18 protein-coding genes, 1 other RNA gene and 1 pseudogene are annotated in these 21,637 nt (G+C 72.6%); 6 read left to right on the top strand and 14 right to left on the bottom strand.

What is annotated here, in order from left to right; genetic code table 11:
* Positions 1–303: 303 nt before the first annotated feature.
* The 7 genes and pseudogenes from AB0D44_RS14825 to AB0D44_RS14795 form a co-directional block, all read right to left on the bottom strand.
* Entirely contained in the window at positions 304–1,707 is a 1,404-nt protein-coding gene (locus AB0D44_RS14825) for an NAD-dependent malic enzyme (RefSeq protein ID WP_362589762.1), read from the bottom strand.
* A 548-nt stretch (positions 1,708–2,255) separates the two neighbouring features.
* Positions 2,256–4,562, bottom strand: coding sequence for a UvrD-helicase domain-containing protein (locus AB0D44_RS14820; protein ID WP_362589759.1), 2,307 nt, complete (start codon positions 4,560–4,562; stop codon positions 2,256–2,258).
* Positions 4,563–4,680: 118 nt separating this feature from the next.
* Complete coding sequence (locus AB0D44_RS14815) at positions 4,681–5,250, bottom strand: ABATE domain-containing protein (protein ID WP_362589756.1); 570 nt, start codon at positions 5,248–5,250, stop codon at positions 4,681–4,683.
* 121 nt (positions 5,251–5,371) lie between these two features.
* Positions 5,372–5,893 (bottom strand): annotated as a pseudogene (locus AB0D44_RS14810) (GNAT family protein); the annotation flags it as partial.
* 52 nt (positions 5,894–5,945) lie between these two features.
* Positions 5,946–7,094 carry a uroporphyrinogen-III synthase gene (locus AB0D44_RS14805; RefSeq protein WP_362589753.1) on the bottom strand — a complete coding sequence of 383 codons (1,149 nt, stop codon included), beginning with the start codon at positions 7,092–7,094 and terminating at the stop codon, positions 5,946–5,948.
* A gap of 96 nt (positions 7,095–7,190) precedes the next feature.
* Positions 7,191–8,561 (bottom strand): nitrate/nitrite transporter, encoded by a 1,371-nt coding sequence (locus AB0D44_RS14800; protein ID WP_362589750.1) that lies wholly within the window; start codon positions 8,559–8,561, stop codon positions 7,191–7,193.
* A 98-nt stretch (positions 8,562–8,659) separates the two neighbouring features.
* Positions 8,660–9,625 (bottom strand): LysR family transcriptional regulator, encoded by a 966-nt coding sequence (locus AB0D44_RS14795; protein WP_362589747.1) that lies wholly within the window; start codon positions 9,623–9,625, stop codon positions 8,660–8,662.
* Between the two features lie 94 nt (positions 9,626–9,719).
* Here AB0D44_RS14795 and AB0D44_RS14790 point away from each other — a divergent pair, with 94 nt between their 5' ends.
* The 4 genes from AB0D44_RS14790 to AB0D44_RS14775 all read left to right on the top strand — a co-directional run bounded on the left by AB0D44_RS14790 (position 9,720) and on the right by AB0D44_RS14775 (position 13,314).
* Positions 9,720–11,039, top strand: coding sequence for an MFS transporter (locus AB0D44_RS14790; RefSeq protein WP_362589847.1), 1,320 nt, complete (start codon positions 9,720–9,722; stop codon positions 11,037–11,039).
* 47 nt (positions 11,040–11,086) lie between these two features.
* Positions 11,087–12,499 carry an SH3 domain-containing protein gene (locus AB0D44_RS14785; RefSeq protein WP_362589744.1) on the top strand — a complete coding sequence of 471 codons (1,413 nt, stop codon included), beginning with the start codon at positions 11,087–11,089 and terminating at the stop codon, positions 12,497–12,499.
* Between the two features lie 156 nt (positions 12,500–12,655).
* Positions 12,656–12,886: an antitoxin gene (locus tag AB0D44_RS14780; protein WP_362589741.1), complete on the top strand. Its 231-nt coding sequence runs from the start codon at positions 12,656–12,658 to the stop codon at positions 12,884–12,886.
* A gap of 5 nt (positions 12,887–12,891) precedes the next feature.
* On the top strand, positions 12,892–13,314 hold the full coding sequence (locus AB0D44_RS14775; protein WP_362589845.1) for a type II toxin-antitoxin system VapC family toxin: 423 nt from the start codon (positions 12,892–12,894) through the stop codon (positions 13,312–13,314).
* A gap of 120 nt (positions 13,315–13,434) precedes the next feature.
* Here AB0D44_RS14775 and ssrA read toward each other — a convergent pair.
* The 5 genes from ssrA to ftsE form a co-directional block, all read right to left on the bottom strand.
* Positions 13,435–13,823: a transfer-messenger RNA gene (gene ssrA / locus AB0D44_RS14770) on the bottom strand.
* A gap of 82 nt (positions 13,824–13,905) precedes the next feature.
* Entirely contained in the window at positions 13,906–14,391 is a 486-nt protein-coding gene (smpB, locus tag AB0D44_RS14765) for an SsrA-binding protein SmpB (RefSeq protein ID WP_362589739.1), read from the bottom strand.
* Between the two features lie 18 nt (positions 14,392–14,409).
* Positions 14,410–15,603, bottom strand: coding sequence for a S41 family peptidase (locus AB0D44_RS14760; protein WP_362589736.1), 1,194 nt, complete (start codon positions 15,601–15,603; stop codon positions 14,410–14,412).
* 67 nt (positions 15,604–15,670) lie between these two features.
* Entirely contained in the window at positions 15,671–16,633 is a 963-nt protein-coding gene (ftsX, locus tag AB0D44_RS14755) for a permease-like cell division protein FtsX (protein WP_362589733.1), read from the bottom strand.
* 17 nt (positions 16,634–16,650) lie between these two features.
* A complete protein-coding gene (ftsE, locus tag AB0D44_RS14750; protein ID WP_069923855.1) occupies positions 16,651–17,340 on the bottom strand; it encodes a cell division ATP-binding protein FtsE in 690 nt (229 codons plus the stop codon).
* 249 nt (positions 17,341–17,589) lie between these two features.
* Here ftsE and AB0D44_RS14745 point away from each other — a divergent pair, with 249 nt between their 5' ends.
* On the top strand, positions 17,590–17,781 hold the full coding sequence (locus AB0D44_RS14745) for a hypothetical protein (RefSeq protein ID WP_362589730.1): 192 nt from the start codon (positions 17,590–17,592) through the stop codon (positions 17,779–17,781).
* A gap of 82 nt (positions 17,782–17,863) precedes the next feature.
* Here AB0D44_RS14745 and prfB read toward each other — a convergent pair whose 3' ends face one another.
* Entirely contained in the window at positions 17,864–18,973 is a 1,110-nt protein-coding gene (gene prfB / locus AB0D44_RS14740) for a peptide chain release factor 2 (protein ID WP_362589727.1), read from the bottom strand.
* A 327-nt stretch (positions 18,974–19,300) separates the two neighbouring features.
* Between prfB and AB0D44_RS14735 the strand changes: the two genes are divergently transcribed.
* The gene (locus AB0D44_RS14735; protein WP_362589724.1) at positions 19,301–20,305 is read left to right on the top strand and encodes a 2-oxoglutarate and iron-dependent oxygenase domain-containing protein; all 1,005 of its coding nucleotides are present in this window, start codon (positions 19,301–19,303) and stop codon (positions 20,303–20,305) included.
* Positions 20,306–20,325: 20 nt separating this feature from the next.
* Here the strand turns inward: AB0D44_RS14735 and AB0D44_RS14730 are convergent, their stop codons facing one another.
* The gene (locus AB0D44_RS14730) at positions 20,326–21,579 is read right to left on the bottom strand and encodes a serine/threonine-protein kinase (RefSeq protein WP_362589721.1); all 1,254 of its coding nucleotides are present in this window, start codon (positions 21,577–21,579) and stop codon (positions 20,326–20,328) included.
* Positions 21,580–21,637 lie beyond the last annotated feature (58 nt).

The following is a 21,637-nucleotide window of genomic DNA, read 5'->3' as shown; positions in this document are numbered from 1 at the left end:
ATCGAAGCCGATGCTGCCAGGGCCCTCGGACAGTCCCCGGACCCGGGTCTGAACGTCAGACCCTCTCGCCCGGTTACGCATCCTGCCCCCACCAGCGGCGGGAAAGCCAATCCGGCACCCGCCGGGGTCACACGAAAAGCGCCACAGTCACGCCGCGGTGACGCTCCGTCCACGCCCTCGCCCATACGCTGCTGCGCACCGCGGACCTCGCGGGCATCCCCGCAACCCTAGAGGCGCCCCACACGGCCCGCATCTCGCGACGCGCCGGGACCGTGGCGCCCGTGAGGGCGGTCACAGCCCCGGTCACACCGCCGTGGCGGCCTTGCGGACGGCGCCGGCGACGGCGCCGGCGACCTTGTCGTTGAACACCGACGGGATGATGTAGTTCGCGTTCAGCTCGTCCTCGCCGACGACGTCCGCCAGGGCGGTCGCGGCGGCCAGCATCATGTCCGTGTTCACCGTCCGCGACTGCGCGTCCAGCAGGCCGCGGAAGACGCCCGGGAAGACCAGCACGTTGTTGATCTGGTTCGGGAAGTCGGAGCGGCCGGTGGCGACGACGGCGGCGGTCTGACGCGCGACGGCCGGGTCCACCTCGGGGTCCGGGTTCGCGAGCGCGAACACGATCGCGCCTTCCGCCATCGCGGCCACGTCCTCGCCGGAGAGCACGTTCGGGGCGGAGACGCCGATGAAGACGTCGGCGCCGACCACGGCCTCCTTCAGCGTGCCCGTGTAGCCCTCGGGGTTGGTGTTGTCGGCGATCCAGCGCAGCGGGGAGTCGGGGGCTGCGTCGACGAGGTCGGGGCGGCCCGCGTGCACCACACCGTGGATGTCGGCGCTGACGGCGTTCTTGACGCCGGCCGCGAGGAGCAGCTTGAGGATGGCGGTACCGGCCGCGCCGGCGCCCGACATGACCACCTTGACGTCCCCAACTGCCTTGCCCACGACGCGCAGTGCGTTGGTGAGCGCGGCGAGCACGACGATCGCCGTGCCGTGCTGGTCGTCGTGGAAGACGGGGATGTCCAGGGCCTCGCGCAGCCGGGCCTCGATCTCGAAGCAGCGCGGCGCGGAGATGTCCTCCAGGTTGATGCCCGCGAAGCCGGGGGCGATGGCGCGGACGATCTCGACGATCTTGTCGGTGTCCTGGGTGTCGAGGCAGATCGGCCAGGCGTCGATGCCGGCGAAGCGCTTGAAGAGGGCCGCCTTGCCCTCCATGACGGGCAGCGCGGCCATCGGGCCGATGTTGCCCAGGCCCAGTACGGCCGAGCCGTCCGTCACGACTGCGACGGAGTTGCGCTTGATGGTGAGGCGGCGGGCGTCCTCGGGGTTCTCGGCGATCGCGGTGCACACGCGGGCCACGCCCGGGGTGTAGATCATCGAGAGGTCGTCACGGTTGCGGATGGGGTGCTTGGACGACATCTCGATCTTGCCGCCGAGGTGCATCAGGAAGGTGCGGTCGGAGACCTTGCCGAGGCTGACGCCCTCGATCCCGCGCAGCTTCTCGACGATCTCGTCCGCGTGCGCGGTGGAGGTCGCGGCGATGGTGACGTCGATGCGGAGCTTCTCGTGGCCGGAGGCGGTCACGTCGAGGCCGGTGACCGAGCCGCCGGAGGACTCCACGGCGGTGGTGAGCTGGGAGACCGCGGTTCCGCTCGCGGGCACTTCCAGGCGGACCGTCATCGAATACGAGACGCTGGGCGCCGTTGCCATGGCCGTGTTCCTCTTCTGTCCCTGGTTTTCGCTGTACACAGGGCCCGGGGCACACAGCGGGTGGCGCGGCGGGACCTGTTGTCCGATCGTCCCACCTACCAGCCGGTACAAGGTAACCAGCTACAAATTCCGGAAAGACACTTCCACCATACGAGATACCAGGGGTGCGCGGAAGGGCGGGTCATACAAAACAGGTCCGCGCCCCCCACCGGAGTGAGGGGCGCGGACCTGTGCTGCCACGTCTATGACACCGACCCGCCATGCTCGCCTCGCGGCAAGTGGTCGCTCTAAGCGACGAAGGTTGGGCCCGGGGGCTTGGATCGAGTCGGTGCCTTCACCAGGCTAACAAAGGATCGCCGAATGCGGTCCCCCTCCCGGCGGCCGGTTGTGCCCACCACGCTCCTGGCCGCGGGCCATACGGCCGTACGGGCCGGGAAAGCCCGCGCAGCGGCCTACCGAGGAGCAGTCCGGGCACTCCGGACGGCCTACGGGCGGAGCAGGCGGGCTCCGGACGGCCTACCGGCGGAGCAGTCCGCGCTCCGGACGGCCTACGGGCGGAGCAGTTCGGGCACTCCGGACGCGTCGGGCCGGTCCCGCTCCGCCGAGACCACCGTGAGCTGCTGCGTCGCGCGCGTCAGCGCCACGTACAGCACCCGCAGGCCCGCCGGGGACTCGTCGGCGATCTCCGCCGGGGAGACGACCACGGTGGCGTCGTACTCCAGGCCCTTGGCCTCCAGGCTGCCGAGCGCCACCGCCCGCTCGCCCAGGTCGGCGAGCCAGCCCGCGGCCTCCGCGCGCCGGTCCATGGCCACGACGACGCCGACGGTGCCGTCCACCTGCTCCAGCAGCCTGCGGGTCTCCTCCCGGACGGCGCCGCCCAGGTCGTCCCCGGCGGCGGTGAACCGGGGCTCCAGGCCCGTGGAGCGCACCGCCGACGGCGGCTCCATGCCGGGCATCGCCAGGCGCAGCACCCGGGCGGCGACCTCGGCGACCTCCGCCGGGTTGCGGTAGTTGACCGTCAGCGTGAACCGCCGGCGCGGCCGGGAGCCGAGGGCCTCGTCGCGCGCCGCGGCCGCCTCGTCCGGGTCGGTCCACGAGGACTGCGCCGGGTCGCCGACCACCGTCCAGGTGCCCGTGCGGCCCCGCCGGCCGACCATCCGCCACTGCATCGGCGTCAGGTCCTGCGCCTCGTCCACAATGACGTGCGCGTACTCGGTGCGTTCCGCCGCGAGCCGCTCGGCCCGCTCCCACTGGGTCTCCTCGCGGGTCGGCATCAGCTCCTCCAGCCCGCTGAGCTGGTCCAGCGGATCCATCTCCCGCTTGCGCTTGGGGCGTGCGGGAGCGCCGAGCAGCTGCTGGAGCTCGTCCAGCAGCGCCACGTCGTGCACCGACAGGGGGCCCTTGCCGTCGGGGCCCAGCCGGCGCAGCGAGCGCGCCAGCTGGCGGGCCTCGCGCGGGTTCAGCTCCCGGCGCGACCAGCGGCCGAGCCGGCGCTCGTCAGCCATCGAGGCCAGCACCGCGCGCGGGGTGAGCTCGGGCCACCAGCGGTTCAGGAAGTCGATGAAGGCGTCCTCGGTGGAGATGTCCTCGTCGAACGCGGAGCGCAGCTCGGCGGCCAGCTCCGGGTCGCTGTGCCGGCCGGCCTGGCCGGACCTCGCGTAGAGGGCGTCGAGCAGGAGCTTGCGGGCGCGCGGGCGCAGCAGGTTCACCGGCGCGGTGCCGCCGAGCACGTTCTGCCGGATCCGGTTCAGCTCGTCGGCCTCCAGCTCCTGGCGCCGCCCGAAGGCCACCACGCGCAGCCGGTCGGGGGCGCCGCCGAGCTCGAGGGCGCCGCGCACGGCCTTGCGCAGCACCCTGAGCATCCGCGAGGAGCCCTTGATCCGGGCCACGGCCGGGTCGTCGTACGTGGTCGCCTCGGCGCCGTCGACCAGCGAGCCCAGGGCCCGGATGGCGACCTGGCCCTCCTCGCCGAGGGAGGGCAGCACGCCTTCGGTGTAGGCGACGAGCAACGGGGTCGGGGAGACGATCAGGATGCCGCCGGAGTAGCGGCGGCGGTCCTGGTAGAGCAGGTAGGCGGCGCGGTGCAGGGCGACGGCGGTCTTGCCGGTGCCGGGCCCGCCCGCGACCTCGGCGACGGAGGCGGCGGGGGCCCGGATGACGAGGTCCTGCTCGGCCTGGATGGAGGAGACGATGTCCCGCATCGAGTGCGTGCGGGCCCGGCCGAGCGCGGCCATCAGGGCGCCGTCGCCGATGGCGGGGAGCTCCTGCCCGTCCAGGAAGGCGGTGACCTCGGGGCGCATCAGGTCGTCCTCGACGCCCAGCACCTTGCGGCCCTTGGACCGGATGACGCGGCGGCGCACGACGCGGCCGGGGTCCTTGGGCGTGGAGCGGTAGAACGGGGCGGCCGCCGGGGCCCGCCAGTCGATGACCAGCGGTGCGTAGTCGGAGTCGAGGACTCCGATGCGGCCGATGTGCAGGGTCTCGGCGATGTCCGCGGTGAGGTCCTCACGGATCGCGTGGTCGGCCGGCTCGACCGAGGTGTACGCGCCGTCCGGGCCGCGCTCCCCGTCCTTGCCGAGCACCAGGTCGATGCGGCCGAAGAGGAAGTCCTCGAACTCGTTGTTGAGCCGGTTCAGGTGGATGCCCGCCCGGAAGACCTGCGCATCGCGCTCGGCGAGGGCACCGGGGGTGCCCACCTGACCGCGCTTGGCGGCGTCGTTCATCAGGAACTCGGCCTCGTGGATCTTCTCCTCGAGGCGTCGGTACACCCGGTCGAGATGCGTCTGCTCGACCGCGATCTCCCGATCTCGGACGGAATCCGCCGTGCTGTCGACAGCGGCATTCTGCGCGGCCACCAAGGCCCCCTTCTGACGTGCATGGGCGACCGTCAACCGTACGCGAACCGGCACCCTGTCCGCACGCCCGTTCCGGAACCGCCCCGGGCCGTGTCCCCCCGCGCGGGCCGGGCGCCGCCTACACGGATCCCCCGGCCAGGACGCGGCGGCGGTGCCGGGCGACGCGTTCCCGGTTGCCGCACAGCTCGCTGGAGCACCAGCGGCGCCGGTGGCCGCGGGAGGTGTCCAGGTAGACCCGGGTGCAGCCCTCGCCCTCGCAGGCCCGCAGCAGGGCCAGTTCGCCGGGGTCGGTGAGCAGCTCGACGGCGTCCCGGGCCACGGCCGCGAGCAGGGCCCCGCACTCCACTCCGCCGCACAGCTGCCGTACGAGGTGCCCCTCCTGGTCCCGTACGGCACACAGGCCCGGGGGTGGCCCGGCGGCCAGCGCGTTGACCCGGGCGAGGGCGCGGGCCGTCTCGGGCGAGGGGGAGGCCCCGTCCAATTCCGCCCGTACGAGGGTGTGCACGTCGGCCCGCAGGGACCGGAAGGCGGCGGCCCAGTCGGGGCCGACCCGGGCGAGCGGCGTCCGGTCGGGCACCAGCCCGGCCCCGGCGAGCCACAGCCGCAGCTCTTCTCCGTCCGGGATCCCCTCCTGAGGGGCGTAGGTGGCCACCAGGTCCAGGCAGACCCGTCCGGAGTCGAACCGCATGCCCGTCACCGCCTCGCGTCGTGGGGCGCCTCCCCAGAGTGCCGCGCCCCGCTGCACAGCGGAAGCCCCCGAACCGGTCCCTCCGGTGCGGCGCCGCATCCGCGCTCGGCGGCTGCGCCCGGCTAGGGGGTGCGTCGTGGAGGAGGCGCTGGAACAGGCGGTGGTCGCGCCACGCGCCGTTGATGTGGAGGTAGCGCGGCGCGACGCCGTACGGCTCGAAGCCCGCCTTGGCCAGCACCCGCTGCGACGCCGGGTTGTCGAGCAGGGTGCCCGCCTCCACCCGGTGGAGGCCCAGCTCGTCGCGTGCGACCCGGCAGACCTCCTGCACGGCCGCGGTGGCCAGCCCCCTGCCGTGCCACGCCCGGTCGACCCAGTAGCCCACGCCCCCGCTGCACAGCGGCCCGCGCGCGATCGAGCCTAGGTTGATCGCGCCGACGACCGCACCGGTCGCCGTCTCGGCGAACACGTACGGGACCATCCGCCCCGCGTCCCGCTCCGCGAGCAGTCCCTCGATGCGGGCCCGCTGCCCCTGCTCCGTGTAGAAGGCCTCCGGCCGCACCGGCTCGAAGGGGGCCATGGAGGTCCGGTTGCGCGCGAAGGCCTCGGCCAGAGGGGCGGCATCGTCGAGTGCGATGCCCCTCATCTCCACCCCGTCAATGATCATCCGGGCACGTTAGCGGCCCGCGCGCACCGGCTCAACCCTGCGGGGCGTCCCCGTACTTGACCTCTCCACCCGCGTCCAGCGACAGCCGGTACCCCCGCTTGACCACGGTCTGGATCATCTTGGGAGCCCCCAGCGCCACCCTGAGGCGGGCCATCGCCGTCTCCACGGCGTGCTCGTCGCTCCCCGCCCCCGGCAGCGCCCGCAGCAGGTCCGCCCGCGACACCACCCAGCCCGGGCGCCGCGCCAGCGACCGCAGCAGGGCCATCCCGGCAGGCGGGACCGGCCGCAGCTCCTCGCCGACCAGGACCGCGTGCCCGCGGATCTCCAGCCGGTGCCCGCCCACCGGCAGCACCCGCGCCCGGCCCGGCAGCTCCTGGCACAGCAGCTGCACCAGCGGGCCCAGCCGGAACCGCTCGGGCTGCACGGTGTCCACCCCCTGCGCCTGCAACGGCAGCGCGGTCACCGGCCCCACGCACGCGGCCAGCACCCCGCCCCGCAGCGCCGCCAGCACGGGTTCCCGTACGCCGCGCTCCTCGGCCCGGGACAGCAGCGAGGCCGCCGCCGGGGCCGAGGTGAAGCTGACCGCGTCCACCGCCCCGCCCACCACCGCGTCCAGCAACCGGTCCAGCGGGGCGAGGTCCTCGGGCGCCATCCACCGGTACACCGGGACCACGACCACGTCGGCCCCGCCGGCCCGCAGCGCCTCGACGAAGCCCGGCAGCGGCTCCCCGTGCAGCTGGAGGGCGATCCGCCGGCCGGCCACCCCTGCCGCGAGCAGCCGTTCCAGGACCTCGGCGAGCGATTCCGACTCGGGGGACCAGGCCTCCACCAGACCGGCGGCGCGGATGGCGCCCTTCACCTTCGGCCCGCGGGCCAGCAGTTCGGTGGTCCGCAGCCGCTCCAGGAGCTCCTCGCCGACCCCCCATCCGTCGGCGGCCTCGATCCAGCCGCGGAACCCGATCGCGGTGGTGGCCACCACCGCGTCCGGTGCGCAGCCGATCAGTTCCTTGGTGGCGGCGAGCAGTTCGCTGTCGTCGGCCAGCGGGACGATCCGCAGCGCGGGCGCGTGCAGCACGGAGGCCCCGCGCCGGCGCAGCAGGGCGATGAGCTCGTCCGCCCGCCGGGCGGCGGTGACTCCGACGGTGAAGCCCGCGAGCGGGCCGGTCTTGGTGTCGTCCATCGTGACCTGCCTAGTGACGTGCATGGGGGGCGGTACGGGTGGACCGAGCCTGCCAAGGTGGCGTGTCGGACTCGGTTCACCCGTATTTCGCCCCGGTTACACCGACGTGAGCTGGGGTTTCGCCTCGACCCCGGCCGTCTGGACCGCCGCGGCCGCCGGCCGGCGAAGGTATACCGCCCAGGTCACCGCGCAGCACAGGGCGTAGAAGGCGAGGAAGGTGACGAAGGCCGCCGTTCCCGACCCGGAGGTGAGGAACGCCTCCCGGAAGACCAGGTTGATGCCCAGCCCGCCGAGCGCGCCGACCGCGCCGATCAGCCCCATGGAGGCGCCGGAGAGCCGCCGCCCGTAGGCGGCCGCGGCCTCGCCGCTCATGCCCCGCGCCAGTGCCTTGGCCTGGAAGATGCCCGGGATCATCTTGTACGTCGACCCGTTGCCGAGCCCGCTCAGGACGAACAGCGCCACGAAGCCGACGAGGAACACCGCCAGCGAGTGCCGCTGTGAGGCGAACACCACCACGCCGGTCGCCGCCGCCATCGCCACGAAGGTCCCCAGGGTGATCCGCGCCCCGCCGAACCGGTCCGCGAGCGCGCCGCCGACCGGCCGGATCAGCGAACCGAGCAGCGGTCCGATGAAGGTCAGCGAGGCGGCCTGGAGCGGGGTGCGCCCGAACTGGGTCTGGAGCACCAGTCCGAAGGCGAAGCTGTATCCGATGAAGGAACCGAACGTTCCGATGTAGAGGAACGCCATGATCCAGGTGTGCGCGTCCTTGACCGCTTCGCGGACCGCTCCGGTGTCGTTGCGCACGGGCGCCAGGTTGTCCATCCGCGCGGCGGCCAGGGCCGCCGCGACGACGATCAGCGGGATGTAGGCGCCCAGCAGGAACCGCGGGTGCCCGGCCCCGGCGGTGGCGATGACCAGCAGTCCGGCCAGCTGCACCACCGGCACGCCGATGTTGCCGCCGCCGGCGTTCAGCCCGAGCGCCCAGCCCTTCTTGCGCAACGGGAAGAAGGCGTTGATGTTCGTCATCGACGAGGCGAAGTTGCCGCCGCCGACACCCGTGAGGGCGGCCACGGCCAGGAAGGTGCCGTACGAGGTCCCGGGCTCCATGACCACCATCGCGGCCACGGTGGGCGCGAGCAGCAGCAGCGCGCTGAAGACCGTCCAGTTCCGGCCGCCGAAGCGGGCGACGGCGAAGGTGTACGGCACGCGGACGAACGCGCCGACGAAGGTCGCCGTGCCGATGAGGAAGAACTTCCCGGCCGGGTCGATCCCGTACTGCGGTCCCATGAAGAGGACCATGACGGACCACAGGGTCCAGATCGAGAACCCGATGTGCTCGGAGAGCACGGAGTAGACCAGGTTGCGGCGGGCCACCCGCTCGCCGGTCTCCTGCCAGAACGTCTCGTCCTCGGGATCCCACCGCTCGATCCAGCGGCCCCCCTTGCGCGGTGCGGTCGTACCGGTCATCACACGCCCTCCACAGCTGTCGCGTCCGTGGTGACGACCCTAGGAAGGGCGCGTTTCGGCCCCGGTCCCCGCCGGATGACCGGCGGGAAACCTTGCTCTCACCTGGTGGCCGGGCCGTGTGTGAGCCGGGCGGGGACCCAGCTCCCGGCAGGCGGTTCGAGCCATCCCCCCTCGGCGGCCAGTGCGGCGGCCGCGGCGCGCAGGGCGTCCAGACCGGGGTGGTCGAAGCCCCGCCGCCACACCATCGACAGCGGGGACAGCGGCACGGGGTCGGTCAGCGGGCGCTTCACGCAGCCGGGCATGTCGAGGAAGTCCACGGTGGCCAGGACCGGATTGCCGGTCTTGGTCATCACCCGGCGGAACTCCTCCTTCCCCACGGCCACGGGGGCGGGCGGCGCCAGCTCGATCCCGCGCCCGGCGAACAGCTCGCGCGCGAGCTCCGTCCACTCCAGGGTCCGCGGGTTCCCGGCTCCCGCGTACACCGTCTCCCCGGCCAGCGCGTCCAGCGGTACGGCGGCCTCCGCGGCCAGGGGGTGGCCCTCGGGCAGCACCACCGCGAGCGGCTCGTACCGTACGGGCGCCTGCGCGAGGCGCGTCCGCAGCGCCGGGGCCAGCCCGTCGGCGTACCCGAAGGCGACGTCGAGCCGGCCGGCCGCGATCTCGGCGGCGGCGTGGGTGAGCCCGCTCTCGAAGCGGGCCATCAGCTCCAGGTCCGGGGCCAGTTCGCGGGCGCGTTCCAGGACCCGGCGGCCCGTGCTGGGGCCGGCGGTGTTCAGGTCGACCAGGAGCGCGCGGGGGGCGGTGAAGGCGGCGGCCAGCTGCTCGTGCGCGGCCAGCACCCGACGGGCGAGCGGCAGCAGCCGCATCCCGTCGGCGGTCAGCTCGACGGCGCGGGTGGTCCGGACGAACAGCCCTGTCCCCAGGGCTTGTTCGAGCCGGCGGACATCGCGGCTGAGGGCCTGCTGGGCGATGTAGAGGCGGGCGGCGGCGCGGGTGAAGTGCAGCTCTTCGGCGGCGGCGACGAACCCGCGCAGGAGCCGGGGGTCCACATCACGGGGATTCACCCCAGGAGACTAACAACGGAAAGCGGTGAATGGGCCCGGAACAGGTGTTGGACGCCGGACCGGGGCCCGGCCGAGGGTGGGTGCCATGCCCCTCATGACCGTCTCCGGCGCCACGCTCGTCCTCGCCGCCCCCTCCCCTGCCGCTGCCCCTGCTCAGGCCCCTGCTCCGGCCCCGGCCCCCGGCCCGGGCCGCACTCCCGGCCCGTACCGGCGCCTGTTCGCCCTCCCCGGCACCCGCGCCTTCACCGCCGGGAACCTCATCGCCCGGCTCCCCATGGGCATGTTCGGGATCAGCGCGGTCATGATGATCGCCGGCCAGCGCGGTTCGTACGCCCTCGCCGGCGCCGTCACGGCGACCGGACTGGCCGCCACCGCCCTGGCCGCCCCCTGGACGGCCCGGCTGATCGACCGGTACGGGCAGGCCCGGATCGCCGTTCCCGCCACCCTGGTCGCGGCCCTCGGCTCCCTCTCGCTGATCGTGTGCGTCCGGACCGGGGCCCCGGCCTGGACCCTGTTCGCCTCCTACGCGGCGACCGCCACCACCCCCAACATCGGGGGCATGTCCCGGGCCCGCTGGACCCACCTGCTGCGCGACTCCCCCGCCGCGCACCACACGGCGATGTCCTTCGAGCAGGCCGCCGACGAACTGTGCTTCCTGCTCGGCCCGGTGCTGGCGGCCTTCCTCTGCACGGCCGTCTTCCCCGAGGCCGGAACCCTGGCCGGTGCGGCCCTATTCCTCACCGGCATGCTGGTCTTCACCGCCCAGCGCTCGACGGAACCCCCGGCGACGGGGGCGTCACCCCGCCACGGCTCGCCGCTGCGCGCCCTGGCTCCGCTCCTGGCCCTCTTCGGCTGTCTGGGCCTGGTCTTCGGGTCGATGGAGGTCACCTCGATCGCCTACCTCGACGCCGCCGGGCTGGGGGCCGGCTCCGGCCTGGTCCTGGCCCTGCAGGCGGCGGGCTCCTGTGTGGCGGGCCTGCTCTACGGCATTCTGCGCCCCCGCACCCTGCGGACCTGCGTGGGCGCCCTGGCCGTCCTGATAGCCCTGCCCTGGGCCGCCGCGGCGGCCGGCTCGGTGCCGGCGCTCGCCGGGGCCCTGCTCCTGGCCGGCATGGCGACGGCCCCGACGATGGTCACCGCGATGTCCCGGGTCCACGCCCTGACCCCCGCGGGCCGCCTGAACGAGGGCATGACCCTCGCCGTCACCGCCATCTTCGCGGGCATCGCGGCCGGTTCAGCCACAGCGGGCCTGACGGTCGACCACCTGGGGCCGACGACGTCGTACCTGCTGCCCGCGGCGGCCGCCGTGGCCGCGCCGGCCGCCGTGGCGGCTGCGTCGGCAGGGCGATTGATCCGGCGGGCGGGTGATCGTTCCCGCGTGGTACGCGCCGCCGCAGCTCGTGATCCGCAATAACTGGGGGTGCCTTCCCCCAGCGCTTTTCCCTTCGCGGAGGAACATCCTTGTCTGCTCACCGCTCCGTTTCGGCGGCCGTGATCGTCGCGGCCGTCACCGCCTCCTGTCTCGTACCGGCCGTACCCGCCCTGGCCGACTCGGCAGGCCTGCGGTTCTCGCAGCCGTACGTCCCCTCGATCGCTCCGGGCCGGACGGGCCGCGTCCTCATCGCCGCCGCCAACGGGACGGAGCGGGCCGTCAGCGGCACCTTCCGGATCACGGCTCCGGAACGGACCACCTTCCCCGAGGCCCGCTTCTACTGGAACGGCCGGCGCGCGGCCTCCCCGTGCACCCTCTCGCGCGACGCCCGGCAGCTGACCTGCGAGGCCGCGACCCGTGCGGGCTTCGTCTTCCCCGCCAACGAGCAGACCCGGCTCGGCGTCACCGTCCGGGTGGACGCGAACGCCCCGGAGGGCACGACGCTGGACGGCGGCGAGTGGGCCACCGGCGCCGAGGCGCCCGCCCTGTTCGCCGTGGCCACCGCGGTGACCGGCCCGACCGGTCCCCGGGGCGAGGACGGGCACCACGGCCACGACGGCCACGACGGCAAGCCCGGCCACCCCGGCCACGACGGCAAGCCCGGGAAGCCCGGCCCCAAGGGCGAGAAGGGCGACAAGGGGGACAAGGGAGACCGCGGCGACCAGGGTGAGCGCGGTCCCAAGGGCGACCGCGGCGACCGGGGAGACCGCGGTGACGCCGGCCCCGCCGGACCCCAGGGCCCCCAGGGCCCCGCCGGACCTCAGGGCCCCGCCGGACCTCAGGGACCGCAGGGCGACACGGGCCCCTCCGGAGGCCCCGCCGGCCCCCAGGGACCCGCCGGCCCCAAGGGCGACACGGGCGCCAGCGGTCCCGCCGGACCCGCCGGTCCGCAGGGACCGGCCGGACTGCAGGGCCCCGCCGGACCTCAGGGACCGCAGGGCGCGACCGGTTCCAGCGGCCCGTCCGGCCCGTCCGGACCCGCCGGACCCCAGGGACCCGCCGGACCCCAGGGACCGCAGGGCGACACGGGCCCCTCCGGAGGCCCCGCCGGCCCGCAGGGACCCGCCGGACCTCAAGGTCCCGCCGGACCCCAGGGACCCGCCGGACCTCAGGGACCGAAGGGCGACAAGGGCGACAAGGGCAAGCCGGGCCGCTGCAAGAAGTGCGGCGGCCACCACGACGACAAGCCGAAGCCGCCGAAGCCGTCCAAGGCCCCGAAGGCCAAGATCGTCGCCCCCGGCAAGGGCCTCGGCATCCGCTCCGGCCCCGGCACGCAGTACGCGAAGAAGGGCAAGGCCCTGACCGGCACGGTGGTCGCGCTCCAGTGCAAGGTCAACGGCCAGAACGTCGAAGGCAATTCGATCTGGTACAAGCTCGCCGACGGCCGTGGCTGGATCTCCGCGCGCTACGCCCTGAACCTCAACAAGGTCCCGTTCTGCTAGCAGCCGCCCCCGCCCGGGGGACATGACGAAGGCCCCGCAGCCGAGAGGCTGCGGGGCCTTTGCCCACATGGGATGAGTGGAGATGGCGGGAATCGAACCCTGGACGCCCACCGTCGAGCGACTGTGAAGTGACTGCATTGACGATAAAATGCAGTCATGACCGCATTCACGATCCGGGACGTCCCCGATGAGATCGCGCGCCGCATAAAGGTCCGAGCCGCCGAGGCCGGACAGTCCCTCCAGAGTTACCTGCTCAGCCTCGTCACCAAAGACGCCACCCAGCCCACGCTCGCCGAAATGGCCGACCGCGCCGAGCGCTACGCCACGGACGACATCGACGTCCAGGACGTCCTGGACGTCATCGACGCGGGCAGGGCGGGCCGTTGATCGTCGTGGACTCCTCCGCCCTGGTCCTGTTCCTCACGGACAGGGGCTCCCGTGGCGCCGCCGCCCGCCGGCGCATCGGCGAGGAAGACACTCTCGCCGCTCCCTACCTCCTGGACACGGAGGTCGCGTCCGCTCTCCTGGGCTTGGCCCGCGGCGCCAAAATCGACCCCACGAGCCTCGACGAGCACTTCAAGACCTACCAGGGGCTGCGCGTACAGCGGCACGAGACCGGCCCGCTGCTCGCCCGGATCCGAAAGCTGTACGCCAGCCTCTCCGCCTACGACGCCACATACGTCGCCCTCGCCGAGGCACTGGGCGTCCCCCTGCTGACGGCGGACGCTCGCATCAAACGGGGCGTTCAGAAGCCGCGTTGCGGGATCGAGGTCCTCACCGCCAACGACGGTCAGCCCCCACACCCGGGCACCTGACGCACCACCGCATCCGTCACGCTCCCTGAAGGGTGGTGCTCCCGTCGTGCTCCCACATGACGAAGACCCCCCAACCTCGCGAAGTTTTCGCAGGTCGAGGGGCCTTTGCCCACATGGGATGAGTGGAGATGGCGGGAATCGAACCCGCGTCCAACGGTGCAGAAGCAGGGCTTCTCCGAGCGCAGTCCGCTGCGCTTTTCTCGGCCCCGGAGATCACACGGACAAGTCTCCGACGGGCTCAGTCACTGTTTGATTTCCCTCCAACCCCCGTGACCGGGGCTAGAGGTTTAGATCCCTCATTGACGCCAGGATCCGGACCGGGACCACTTCCGGGCTGACGCTCCTCACAGAGGCTTCAGCTCACTGTTATTAGGCAGCGAGGGTGAAGCGGGAGTTATCGCTCTTGGAGTTGGCGATTATTGTTTGCGACATGTGGTTAGCGAGATCATTGCCGCTTCCTCGGCTCGCTTCCCCTGCATCGACATCCGCTGTCGAAACCGATCATCCCCATGTTTTTTTAACAATGTGCTCCACCCCGGGGGGCGGCGCTGACGCCATGGTACGCGAAGTGGACCACCACGTGCCAGGTGATTAAACCGTGCCCCGCTGCTTGCGGCGGATCGCCGAGATCGCCCGGTTCGTCTCGCGGGTGTCCTGCTTCTCCCGGAGCGTCTGCCGCTTGTCGTACTCCTTCTTGCCCTTGGCCAGCGCGATCTCGACCTTCGCGCGGCCGTCCTTGAAGTACAGCGACAGGGGCACGATCGTGTGACCCGACTCGTCCGCCTTGCGCTCCAGCTTGTCGATCTCCTCGCGGTGCATGAGGAGCTTGCGCTTGCGCCGGGCGCTGTGGTTGGTCCAGGTGCCCTGGCTGTACTCCGGCACGTGCACGTTGTAGAGCCAGGCCTCACGGCCCTCCACCGACACGAAGCCGTCCACGAGCGAGGCACGGCCCTGGCGCAGGGACTTGACCTCGGTGCCCGTGAGCACGAGACCGCACTCATAGGTGTCGAGGATCGTGTAGTCGTGCCGCGCCTTCTTGTTCTGGGCGATCAGCTTGCGCCCTTTTTCCTTAGCCATAGTGCGGTCATTTTCGCACTACGGACCCACCCCGAGGCCACCCAATACCTGCGCGGCCCGTTCCTCGACGCCCGCGCCCGCCGCCACGTCCGGGGTGATGCCGCCGCCGTCGAGGCTGCGGCCCGCCGGGGTGCGGTACGTGCCCACGGTCAGTTCGGCCACCGAGCCGTCCGGGAGCTCGGTGGGCATCTGCACCGAGCCCTTGCCGAAGGTCCGGCTGCCCACCGCCACGGCCCGGCCGCGGTCCTGGAGGGCGCCGGCGACCAACTCGGCCGCGCTCATCGTGCCGCCGTCCACCAGGGCCACCAGCGGCCGGGCGGTGTCCCCGCCCGGGTCGGCGTACAGGGCGCGCTGGTCGCCCCGTACGTCGTACGTCGCCACGAGCCCGCCGTCCAGGAACGCGGAGGCGGCCGTCACCGCCTCCGCGACCAGCCCGCCCGGGTTCCCGCGCAGATCGAGCATGACCCCGGCGCCGGCCGGGGCCGCGCGGACGGCGGCCTTGACCCGCTCGCCCGAGCCGCGGGTGAAGGAGGCCACCTTGATGACGGTGATCCCGTCGCGGAGCTGCCGTACGGTCACCGGCTCGGTGCGCAGCTGCTCACGGCGGACGGTCTCGGTGAGGTCGGCGCCCTCGCGGCTCAGGTTCAGTACGACGGGGGTGCCGGCCTCGCCGCGGAGCAGGGCGATGACGTCGGTGACGGCGAGGCCGGTGACGGCGTGCCCGTCGACGCTCAGCAGCCGGTCCCCGGCGCGTACGCCGGCCCGGGCGGCGGGGCCGGCGGGCTGGACCTTGTCGACCTCGATGCGGCCTTCGGGTCCGCGCCGGGCCCAGAGCCCGACCCCGGTCCAGCGGCCGTCGAGACCCTCGGCGAAGGCGGCGTACTCGCCCTGGTCGTAGACGGTGCCCCAGCGGTCGCCGCTGCGGCTGACCACCTCCTGGGCGGCCTTCTTGCCGGACTTCCCGTCGGCGACGGCCTCGGCGGCGGCGCGGGCCACGGCCTCGCGGTCGGCGGTGCCCGCGGCCCGGGGCGGCTCGGCCGCCGCGGTCCCGGTACGGGCGGTGAGGGCGGCGGCGGTGGCGTCCTCGCGGTCCCAGCAGCCGGTGCTCGCCGCGGTTGCGACGGCCGCGAGGAAAGCCAACGTCAAAACGGCCCCGCGACGCAGGTCGCGGGGCCGCAGACACGAGGCGGGAATACTCGGCAAGCCCAGCATGGCGCCGAGTCTAGGACAAGCCCCGCGCCGGTACGGTGGGTTGACCGGACCGCTCACGGGGCGCTTGTCACACCTTCAGGTACTTGCGCAATGCGAGGAACGCGGCCACCGAGGGCATCAGGAGCCCGATGAAGAGCACGTACGGCAGCTTGGCGAGGACGGAGGTCCAGCCCATGAAGTCGATGATCTGGATCTTGTCCCGCAGGCCGACGCCGTGGTCGATGACGAAGTACTGGCCCGAGACGAGCATCACGCAGGCGAACAGGGCGCCGATGAGCCCGGCGACGGCCGCCTCCATGATGAAGGGGACCTGGATGTAGAAGCTGGAGGCACCCACCAGCCGCATGATCCCGGTCTCCCGCCTCCGGCTGAACGCCGAGACGCGCACCGTGTTGACGATCAGCAGCAGCGCCACGATCAGCATGATCAGCATGATGGCGAGGGCCGCGACGTTGAGGTAGTTGAGGATCTTGAAGAGGTCGTCGATGGCCTGGCGCTGGTCGTCGACGGTGTGGATGCCGTCCCGGCCGGTGAAGGCCGAGGTGACGACCTTGTACTTCTCGGGGTCCTTGAGCTTGACCCGGAAGGACTCCTGCATCTGGTCGGGGGTGATGGAGGAGGCCAGCGCCGTGTGCCCGTACTGCTCCTGGTAGTGCTTGTAGGCCTCGTCCGCCGACTCGTAGGCGACGGACTTCACCAGGGACATCTGCTTGAGCTCGGCCTCGATCTGCTTCTTCTGCTCGTCGGTCACCGCGCCCTTGCGGCAGGTGGCGACGCCCAGGTCGCCCGACCCGGCCGCCTTGTTGGCGGCCTCGGTGGCCTGTTCGGCGTCCGACTTGTTGCAGAGGTAGATCGAGACGTTGGCCTTGTCGTACCAGTAGCCCTTCATCTTGCTCACCTGCTCGCGCATGAGCAGGGAGCCACCGAACAGGGCCAGCGACAGGGCCACGGAGATGATGACCGCGAAGGTCATGGTGAGATTGCGACGGAGACCGACGCCGATCTCCGACATGACGAACTGGGCGCGCATTGCGTCTCAGGGACCTTTCAGTGCTGGTAGCCGTAGACGCCGCGCGACTGGTCGCGCACGAGTCGGCCCTGTTCGAGTTCGATGACGCGCTTGCGCATCTGGTCGACGATCTGCTGGTCGTGGGTCGCCATGATCACGGTGGTGCCGGTCCGGTTGATCCGGTCCAGCAGCTTCATGATCCCGACGGAGGTCTGCGGGTCGAGGTTGCCGGTGGGCTCGTCCGCGATGAGCAGGGCGGGGCGGTTGACGAACGCGCGGGCGATGGCCACGCGCTGCTGCTCACCGCCGGAGAGCTCGCCGGGCATCCGGTCCTCCTTGCCGCCGAGGCCCACGAGTTCCAGGACCTGCGGGACGGCCTTGCGGATCTCGCCCCGCGGTTTGCCGATGACCTCCTGCGCGAAGGCGACGTTCTCGGCCACCGTCTTGTTGGGCAGCAGGCGGAAGTCCTGGAAGACGGTCCCCAGCTGGCGCCGCATCTGCGGCACCTTCCAGTTGGAGAGCTTGGCGAGGTCCTTGCCCAGGACGTGGACCTGGCCGTGGCTCGCCCGCTCCTCGCGCAGGATGAGCCGCAGGAAGGTGGACTTGCCGGAGCCGGAGGAGCCGACCAGGAAGACGAACTCGCCCTTGGCGATGTCCAGGGAGACATCTCTGAGTGCGGGGCGGTTCTGCTTCGGGTAGGACTTGGAGACGCTGTCGAATCGGATCACGGTGCACCACGGTCGCCGGGAGTAGGTGTGCGTGACCATACGCGAACGGGCGCGGGGTGTGGACCCGGCAACCGGACTTGCCCCTTTTATCCCCTGGTCCGGGAGGATCCGGAGCGGGCCGGGTCCGCGATTGCCCTGAGGGGCCGCGCCGAATGCCGGCGAAGCTGGCACAGTGGTAGGGGGAACGGTCTCGTTCCCCACCGCGTTGTAGTCGGTGTCGCAGTGTGAAGGGGACGAGAGGAGGAGCGCATGACATATGACCGGCTCGTGTGCGCGAACTGCGCGGCACCCGTAAGCCAGGGCCGCTGCCCTGTGTGCCGGGCGAACCGGGAGCGCCTCCAGCAGGAGGGCCCCTTCTCCGGCCTGAATCCCGTGGCGCTCGTCGCCCTCATGGTGATCCTGGTGGCCGCGCTGGCACTGGTGGCCCAGCAGACCGCGTAGACGTACCGATCATGCAAGCACGCGGAAGGGCCCGGACACCTGGTGTCCGGGCCCTTTCCGCGTGCTTGCGCGCGGCCGTGGGCTACGCGGTCTGCTCCTGCTGCTTGCGCCAGCGGATGCCGGCCTCCAGGAAGCCGTCGATCTCGCCGTCGAGCACCGCCTGCGGGTTGCCGACCTCGAACTCCGTCCGCAGGTCCTTGACCATCTGGTACGGGTGCAGGACGTAGGAGCGCATCTGGTTGCCCCAGGAGCTGCCGCCGTCCTTGAGGGCGTCCATCTTGGCCTGCTCCTCCTGGCGGCGCCGCTCGAGCAGCTTGGCCTGGAGGACGTTCATGGCGCTGGCCTTGTTCTGGATCTGCGAGCGCTCGTTCTGGCAGGACACCACGATGCCGGTCGGGATGTGGGTGATGCGCACCGCCGAGTCGGTGGTGTTGACGCCCTGGCCGCCGGGGCCGGAGGCGCGGTACACGTCGATGCGCAGCTCGCCCTCGTCGATCTCCACGTGGTCGCTGGACTCGACGACCGGCAGCACCTCGACGCCCGCGAAGGAGGTCTGGCGCCGGCCCTGGTTGTCGAAGGGCGAGATCCGCACGAGGCGGTGGGTGCCCTGCTCGACGGAGAGCGTGCCGTAGGCGTACGGGGCCTTGACGACGAAGGTGGTCGACTTGATGCCGGCCTCTTCCGCGTACGAGGTCTCGTAGACCTCGGTCGGGTAGCCGTGGCGCTCGGCCCAGCGCAGGTACATGCGCTGGAGGCGCTCGGCGAAGTCGGAGGCGTCCACGCCGCCGGCCTCGGCGCGGATGTTGACCAGGGCCTCGCGCTCGGCGTACTCGCCGGAGAGCAGGGTCCGGACCTCCATCTCGTCCAGGGCCTTGCGGACGGCGACCAGCTCGGTCTCCGCCTCGGCGAGGGTGTCCGCGTCGTCCATCTCCTGGGCGAGGTCGAAGAGGACCGCGAGGTCGTCGATCCGGCCGCGCAGGTTCTCGGTCTTGCGGACCTCTGCCTGGAGGTGCGAAAGCTTGCTCGTGATCTTCTGAGCGGCGTCCGGGTCGTCCCACAGGGACGGCGCGGCGGCCTGCTCCTCGAGCACGGCGATTTCTGCCCTCAGCTTGTCGAGGTCCAGGACGGCCTCGATCGACCCCATGGTCGAGGAGAGGGACTTCAGCTCTTCGGAAACATCGACGACTGCCACGGGTCCAGCGTAGCCGGTCCGCGGGCGGGGCCGTCCGGGCAGGCCGGATCACCCGTACTGATGGCCGGTCGCACGGGCGTACGCTCACGGTATGACCGTTCTCTTCGTCACGCGCCTCGTGAAGCGCCGCCATGTCGACCACATGCGCGTCACGACGTCGAGCTGTCTGCCGCCGGACCATCCCCAAGCCTGATCCACCCCGATCCGACTTGGTCCTGTACGCGGCCCAAGCGGTCCCGGCGCCATCCCTGCCGGCGGCCCCCTCCTCCCGCGGCCCCCGCCACCCGAAGGGGAACAGGACCCCGTGACATCCGAAACGGAGCCGTCATGCCGTCCGCGCACTCCTCCCTGCCCGTCCTGGACCTCTCCCGGGCGGACGACCCGGCCCAGCGGGCCGACTTCCTCAAGACGCTGCACGCAGCGGCCAGGGACACCGGGTTCCTGCACCTCACCGGGCACGGCGTCACCGACGCCGAGAGTGCCCGGATGCTGGAGTTGACCAGGGCTTTCTTCGCCCTTCCGGAAGCCGACCGGCTCGCCGTGAGCAATCTGAACTCCCCGCACTTCCGCGGCTACACCCGGATAGGCCACGAGCTGACCGGCGGGGCCTTCGACTGGCGCGACCAGCTGGACGTGGGCGCGGAGCGTCCGGCGCCGGTGGTGGGGCCGGACGACCCGGCGTACCTGTGGCTGGAGGGCCCGAACCAGTGGCCGGCGGCGCTGCCGGAGCTGCGCGATGTGGTCCTGGACTGGCAGTCCCGCCTCGCGGGCGTGGCCCACCGGCTGCTGCGGGAGATCCTGGCCTCCATCGGCGCCCCGCCGGACTTCTTCGACGAGGCCTTCGCGGACCGCCCCCACCTGCACACGAAGCTGATCCGCTACCCGGGATCGGCCCCGACGGGCGAGGACCAGGGCGTCGGCGCGCACAAGGACTACGGCTTCCTCACCCTGCTCCTGCAGGACTCGGTGGGCGGCCTCCAGGTGGTACGGGACGGGGGCTACGTGGACATCCCGCCGGTGCCCGGTGCCTTCGTGGTGAACCTGGGCGAGCTGCTGGAGATCGCGACGGAGGGCTATCTGACGGCGACGGACCACCGGGTGGTGAGCCCGCCGGGCGCGGTGGAGCGGTACTCGGTGCCGTTCTTCTACAACCCGCGGCTGGACGCGGTGGTGGAGACGGTCCCGGGCGACTACCTGGCGACGGCGCCCGGCATCGCGCACGACGCGTCGAACCCGCTGCACGCGGAGTACGGGCGCAACGAGCTGAAGGGCTGGGTCCGCGCCCACCCGGCCGTGGCGCGGCGCTGGCACCCCGAGCTGGTCGCGGCGTAGCGCGCGGCGCCGCGTCTGCCCTACGGCGTGCGGGGGCTCGACTGCTTGGTGTCCTGCGGGGGCGGCGGGGCGTCGTCCCCGGAGGCGGCGATCCAGGCGCCCAGGCCGACGGCCGCGGCCAGGGCGACGGCGGACGCCGACAGCACCAGGCGCCGCTTGCGGGCGGCCTCCGCCCGGTGGCGGGCCGAGCCCGGGCGGTGGCCGCCCGCCGGGCGGGGGACCCGGGCGGTGCCCAGGGCGCCGCCCGCCAGCTCGTCCGGCCCCGGCACGCGCATCGAGGTGTGGGTGTCGCGGTTGGAGTCCGTGGCGGAGCCCGGGACCAGGGGGACCACGCCCCGGCGGCGGACCGGATCGGCGGCGGCCGGCTCCTGCGCGGGGGCCGGCTCCGGATCCGCGTCGTCCGGCTCGTCCACGTCCAGCGGCGGCATCCCGGCCAGCAGCGGCAGCAGGTCCCGCAGGCGGACCGACAGCTCCGACGCGCGGAGCCTCGACGCGGGGGCCTTCGCCAGGCACTGCACGATCAGCTGCCACAGCTCGTCGGGGATGCCGGGAAGGGGGACCACGGTCTCGGTGACGTGCCGGCGCAGCACCGCTCCCGGGTGCCCCCCGCCGAACGGGGTGAACCCCGCCAGCAGCTCGTACAGGACCGTGGCCAGGGCGTATATGTCCACCGCCGCCCGCGGGGGCAGTCCCTCGACGATCTCCGGGGCGAGGTAGTCCGGGGTGCCGATGATCCGCGTGGTCGGCGCCGAGGCCCGGCTCGCGGAGGCCCGCCGCGGGGTGTCGATCAGCTTGGCGACGCCGAAGTCGGTCAGCAGCGCCGGGTGCGCACCGCCCGGGCCCAGCGGGCCCTGCATGTCCAGCAGGACGTTCTCGGGCTTGACGTCGCGGTGGACGACCCCGGCCGCGTGCGCCGCGGCCAGCGCGTCCGCGACGTCCGCGACGATGGCCACGGCCGCCTCGGGGGCGAGGCGGCGCTCGCGGTCGAGGCGCGTGCGCAGGTCCGTACCGCGGACGAGGTCCATGACGAGGGCGAGGTCGTTGCCGTCGACGACGAGGTCGCGGACGGAGACGACGTGGGGGTGCTCCAGGCCGAGCAGGGCGCTGCGCTCCTGGACGAACCGTCCGACCAGCTCCTGGTCGGATGCGAGGTCCTCGCGCAGCAGCTTGACGGCGACGGGCCCGTCAGGCCCCTCGCCCAGCCACACCGTGCCCGCGCTGCCGCGCCCCAGGATCTGGTGCGCGGTGTACCGGCTGCCGATCTTCCGTGCCACGACTGCTCCCTCAGCGGCTGGCGTACGCACCAAAGCTACGCGGCCGGGTGGGCGTTGA

This window comes from Streptomyces sp. NPDC048349 (assembly GCF_040651925.1).
Classification (GTDB): domain Bacteria; phylum Actinomycetota; class Actinomycetes; order Streptomycetales; family Streptomycetaceae; genus Streptomyces.
This window is presented reverse-complemented; position numbering and strand designations above follow the sequence as displayed.

Coding starts and splice junctions, on each gene's coding strand:
- AB0D44_RS14825 (WP_362589762.1), bottom strand. CDS start 1,707: ATGGCAACGGCGCCCAGCGTCTCGTATTCGATGACGGTCCGCCTGGAA.
- AB0D44_RS14815 (WP_362589756.1), bottom strand. CDS start 5,250: ATGCGGTTCGACTCCGGACGGGTCTGCCTGGACCTGGTGGCCACCTAC.
- AB0D44_RS14805 (WP_362589753.1), bottom strand. CDS start 7,094: ATGGACGACACCAAGACCGGCCCGCTCGCGGGCTTCACCGTCGGAGTC.
- AB0D44_RS14800 (WP_362589750.1), bottom strand. CDS start 8,561: ATGACCGGTACGACCGCACCGCGCAAGGGGGGCCGCTGGATCGAGCGG.
- AB0D44_RS14790 (WP_362589847.1), top strand. CDS start 9,720: ATGACCGTCTCCGGCGCCACGCTCGTCCTCGCCGCCCCCTCCCCTGCC.
- AB0D44_RS14780 (WP_362589741.1), top strand. CDS start 12,656: ATGACCGCATTCACGATCCGGGACGTCCCCGATGAGATCGCGCGCCGC.
- smpB (WP_362589739.1), bottom strand. CDS start 14,391: ATGGCTAAGGAAAAAGGGCGCAAGCTGATCGCCCAGAACAAGAAGGCG.
- AB0D44_RS14760 (WP_362589736.1), bottom strand. CDS start 15,603: ATGCTGGGCTTGCCGAGTATTCCCGCCTCGTGTCTGCGGCCCCGCGAC.
- ftsX (WP_362589733.1), bottom strand. CDS start 16,633: ATGCGCGCCCAGTTCGTCATGTCGGAGATCGGCGTCGGTCTCCGTCGC.
- AB0D44_RS14745 (WP_362589730.1), top strand. CDS start 17,590: ATGACATATGACCGGCTCGTGTGCGCGAACTGCGCGGCACCCGTAAGC.
- AB0D44_RS14735 (WP_362589724.1), top strand. CDS start 19,301: ATGCCGTCCGCGCACTCCTCCCTGCCCGTCCTGGACCTCTCCCGGGCG.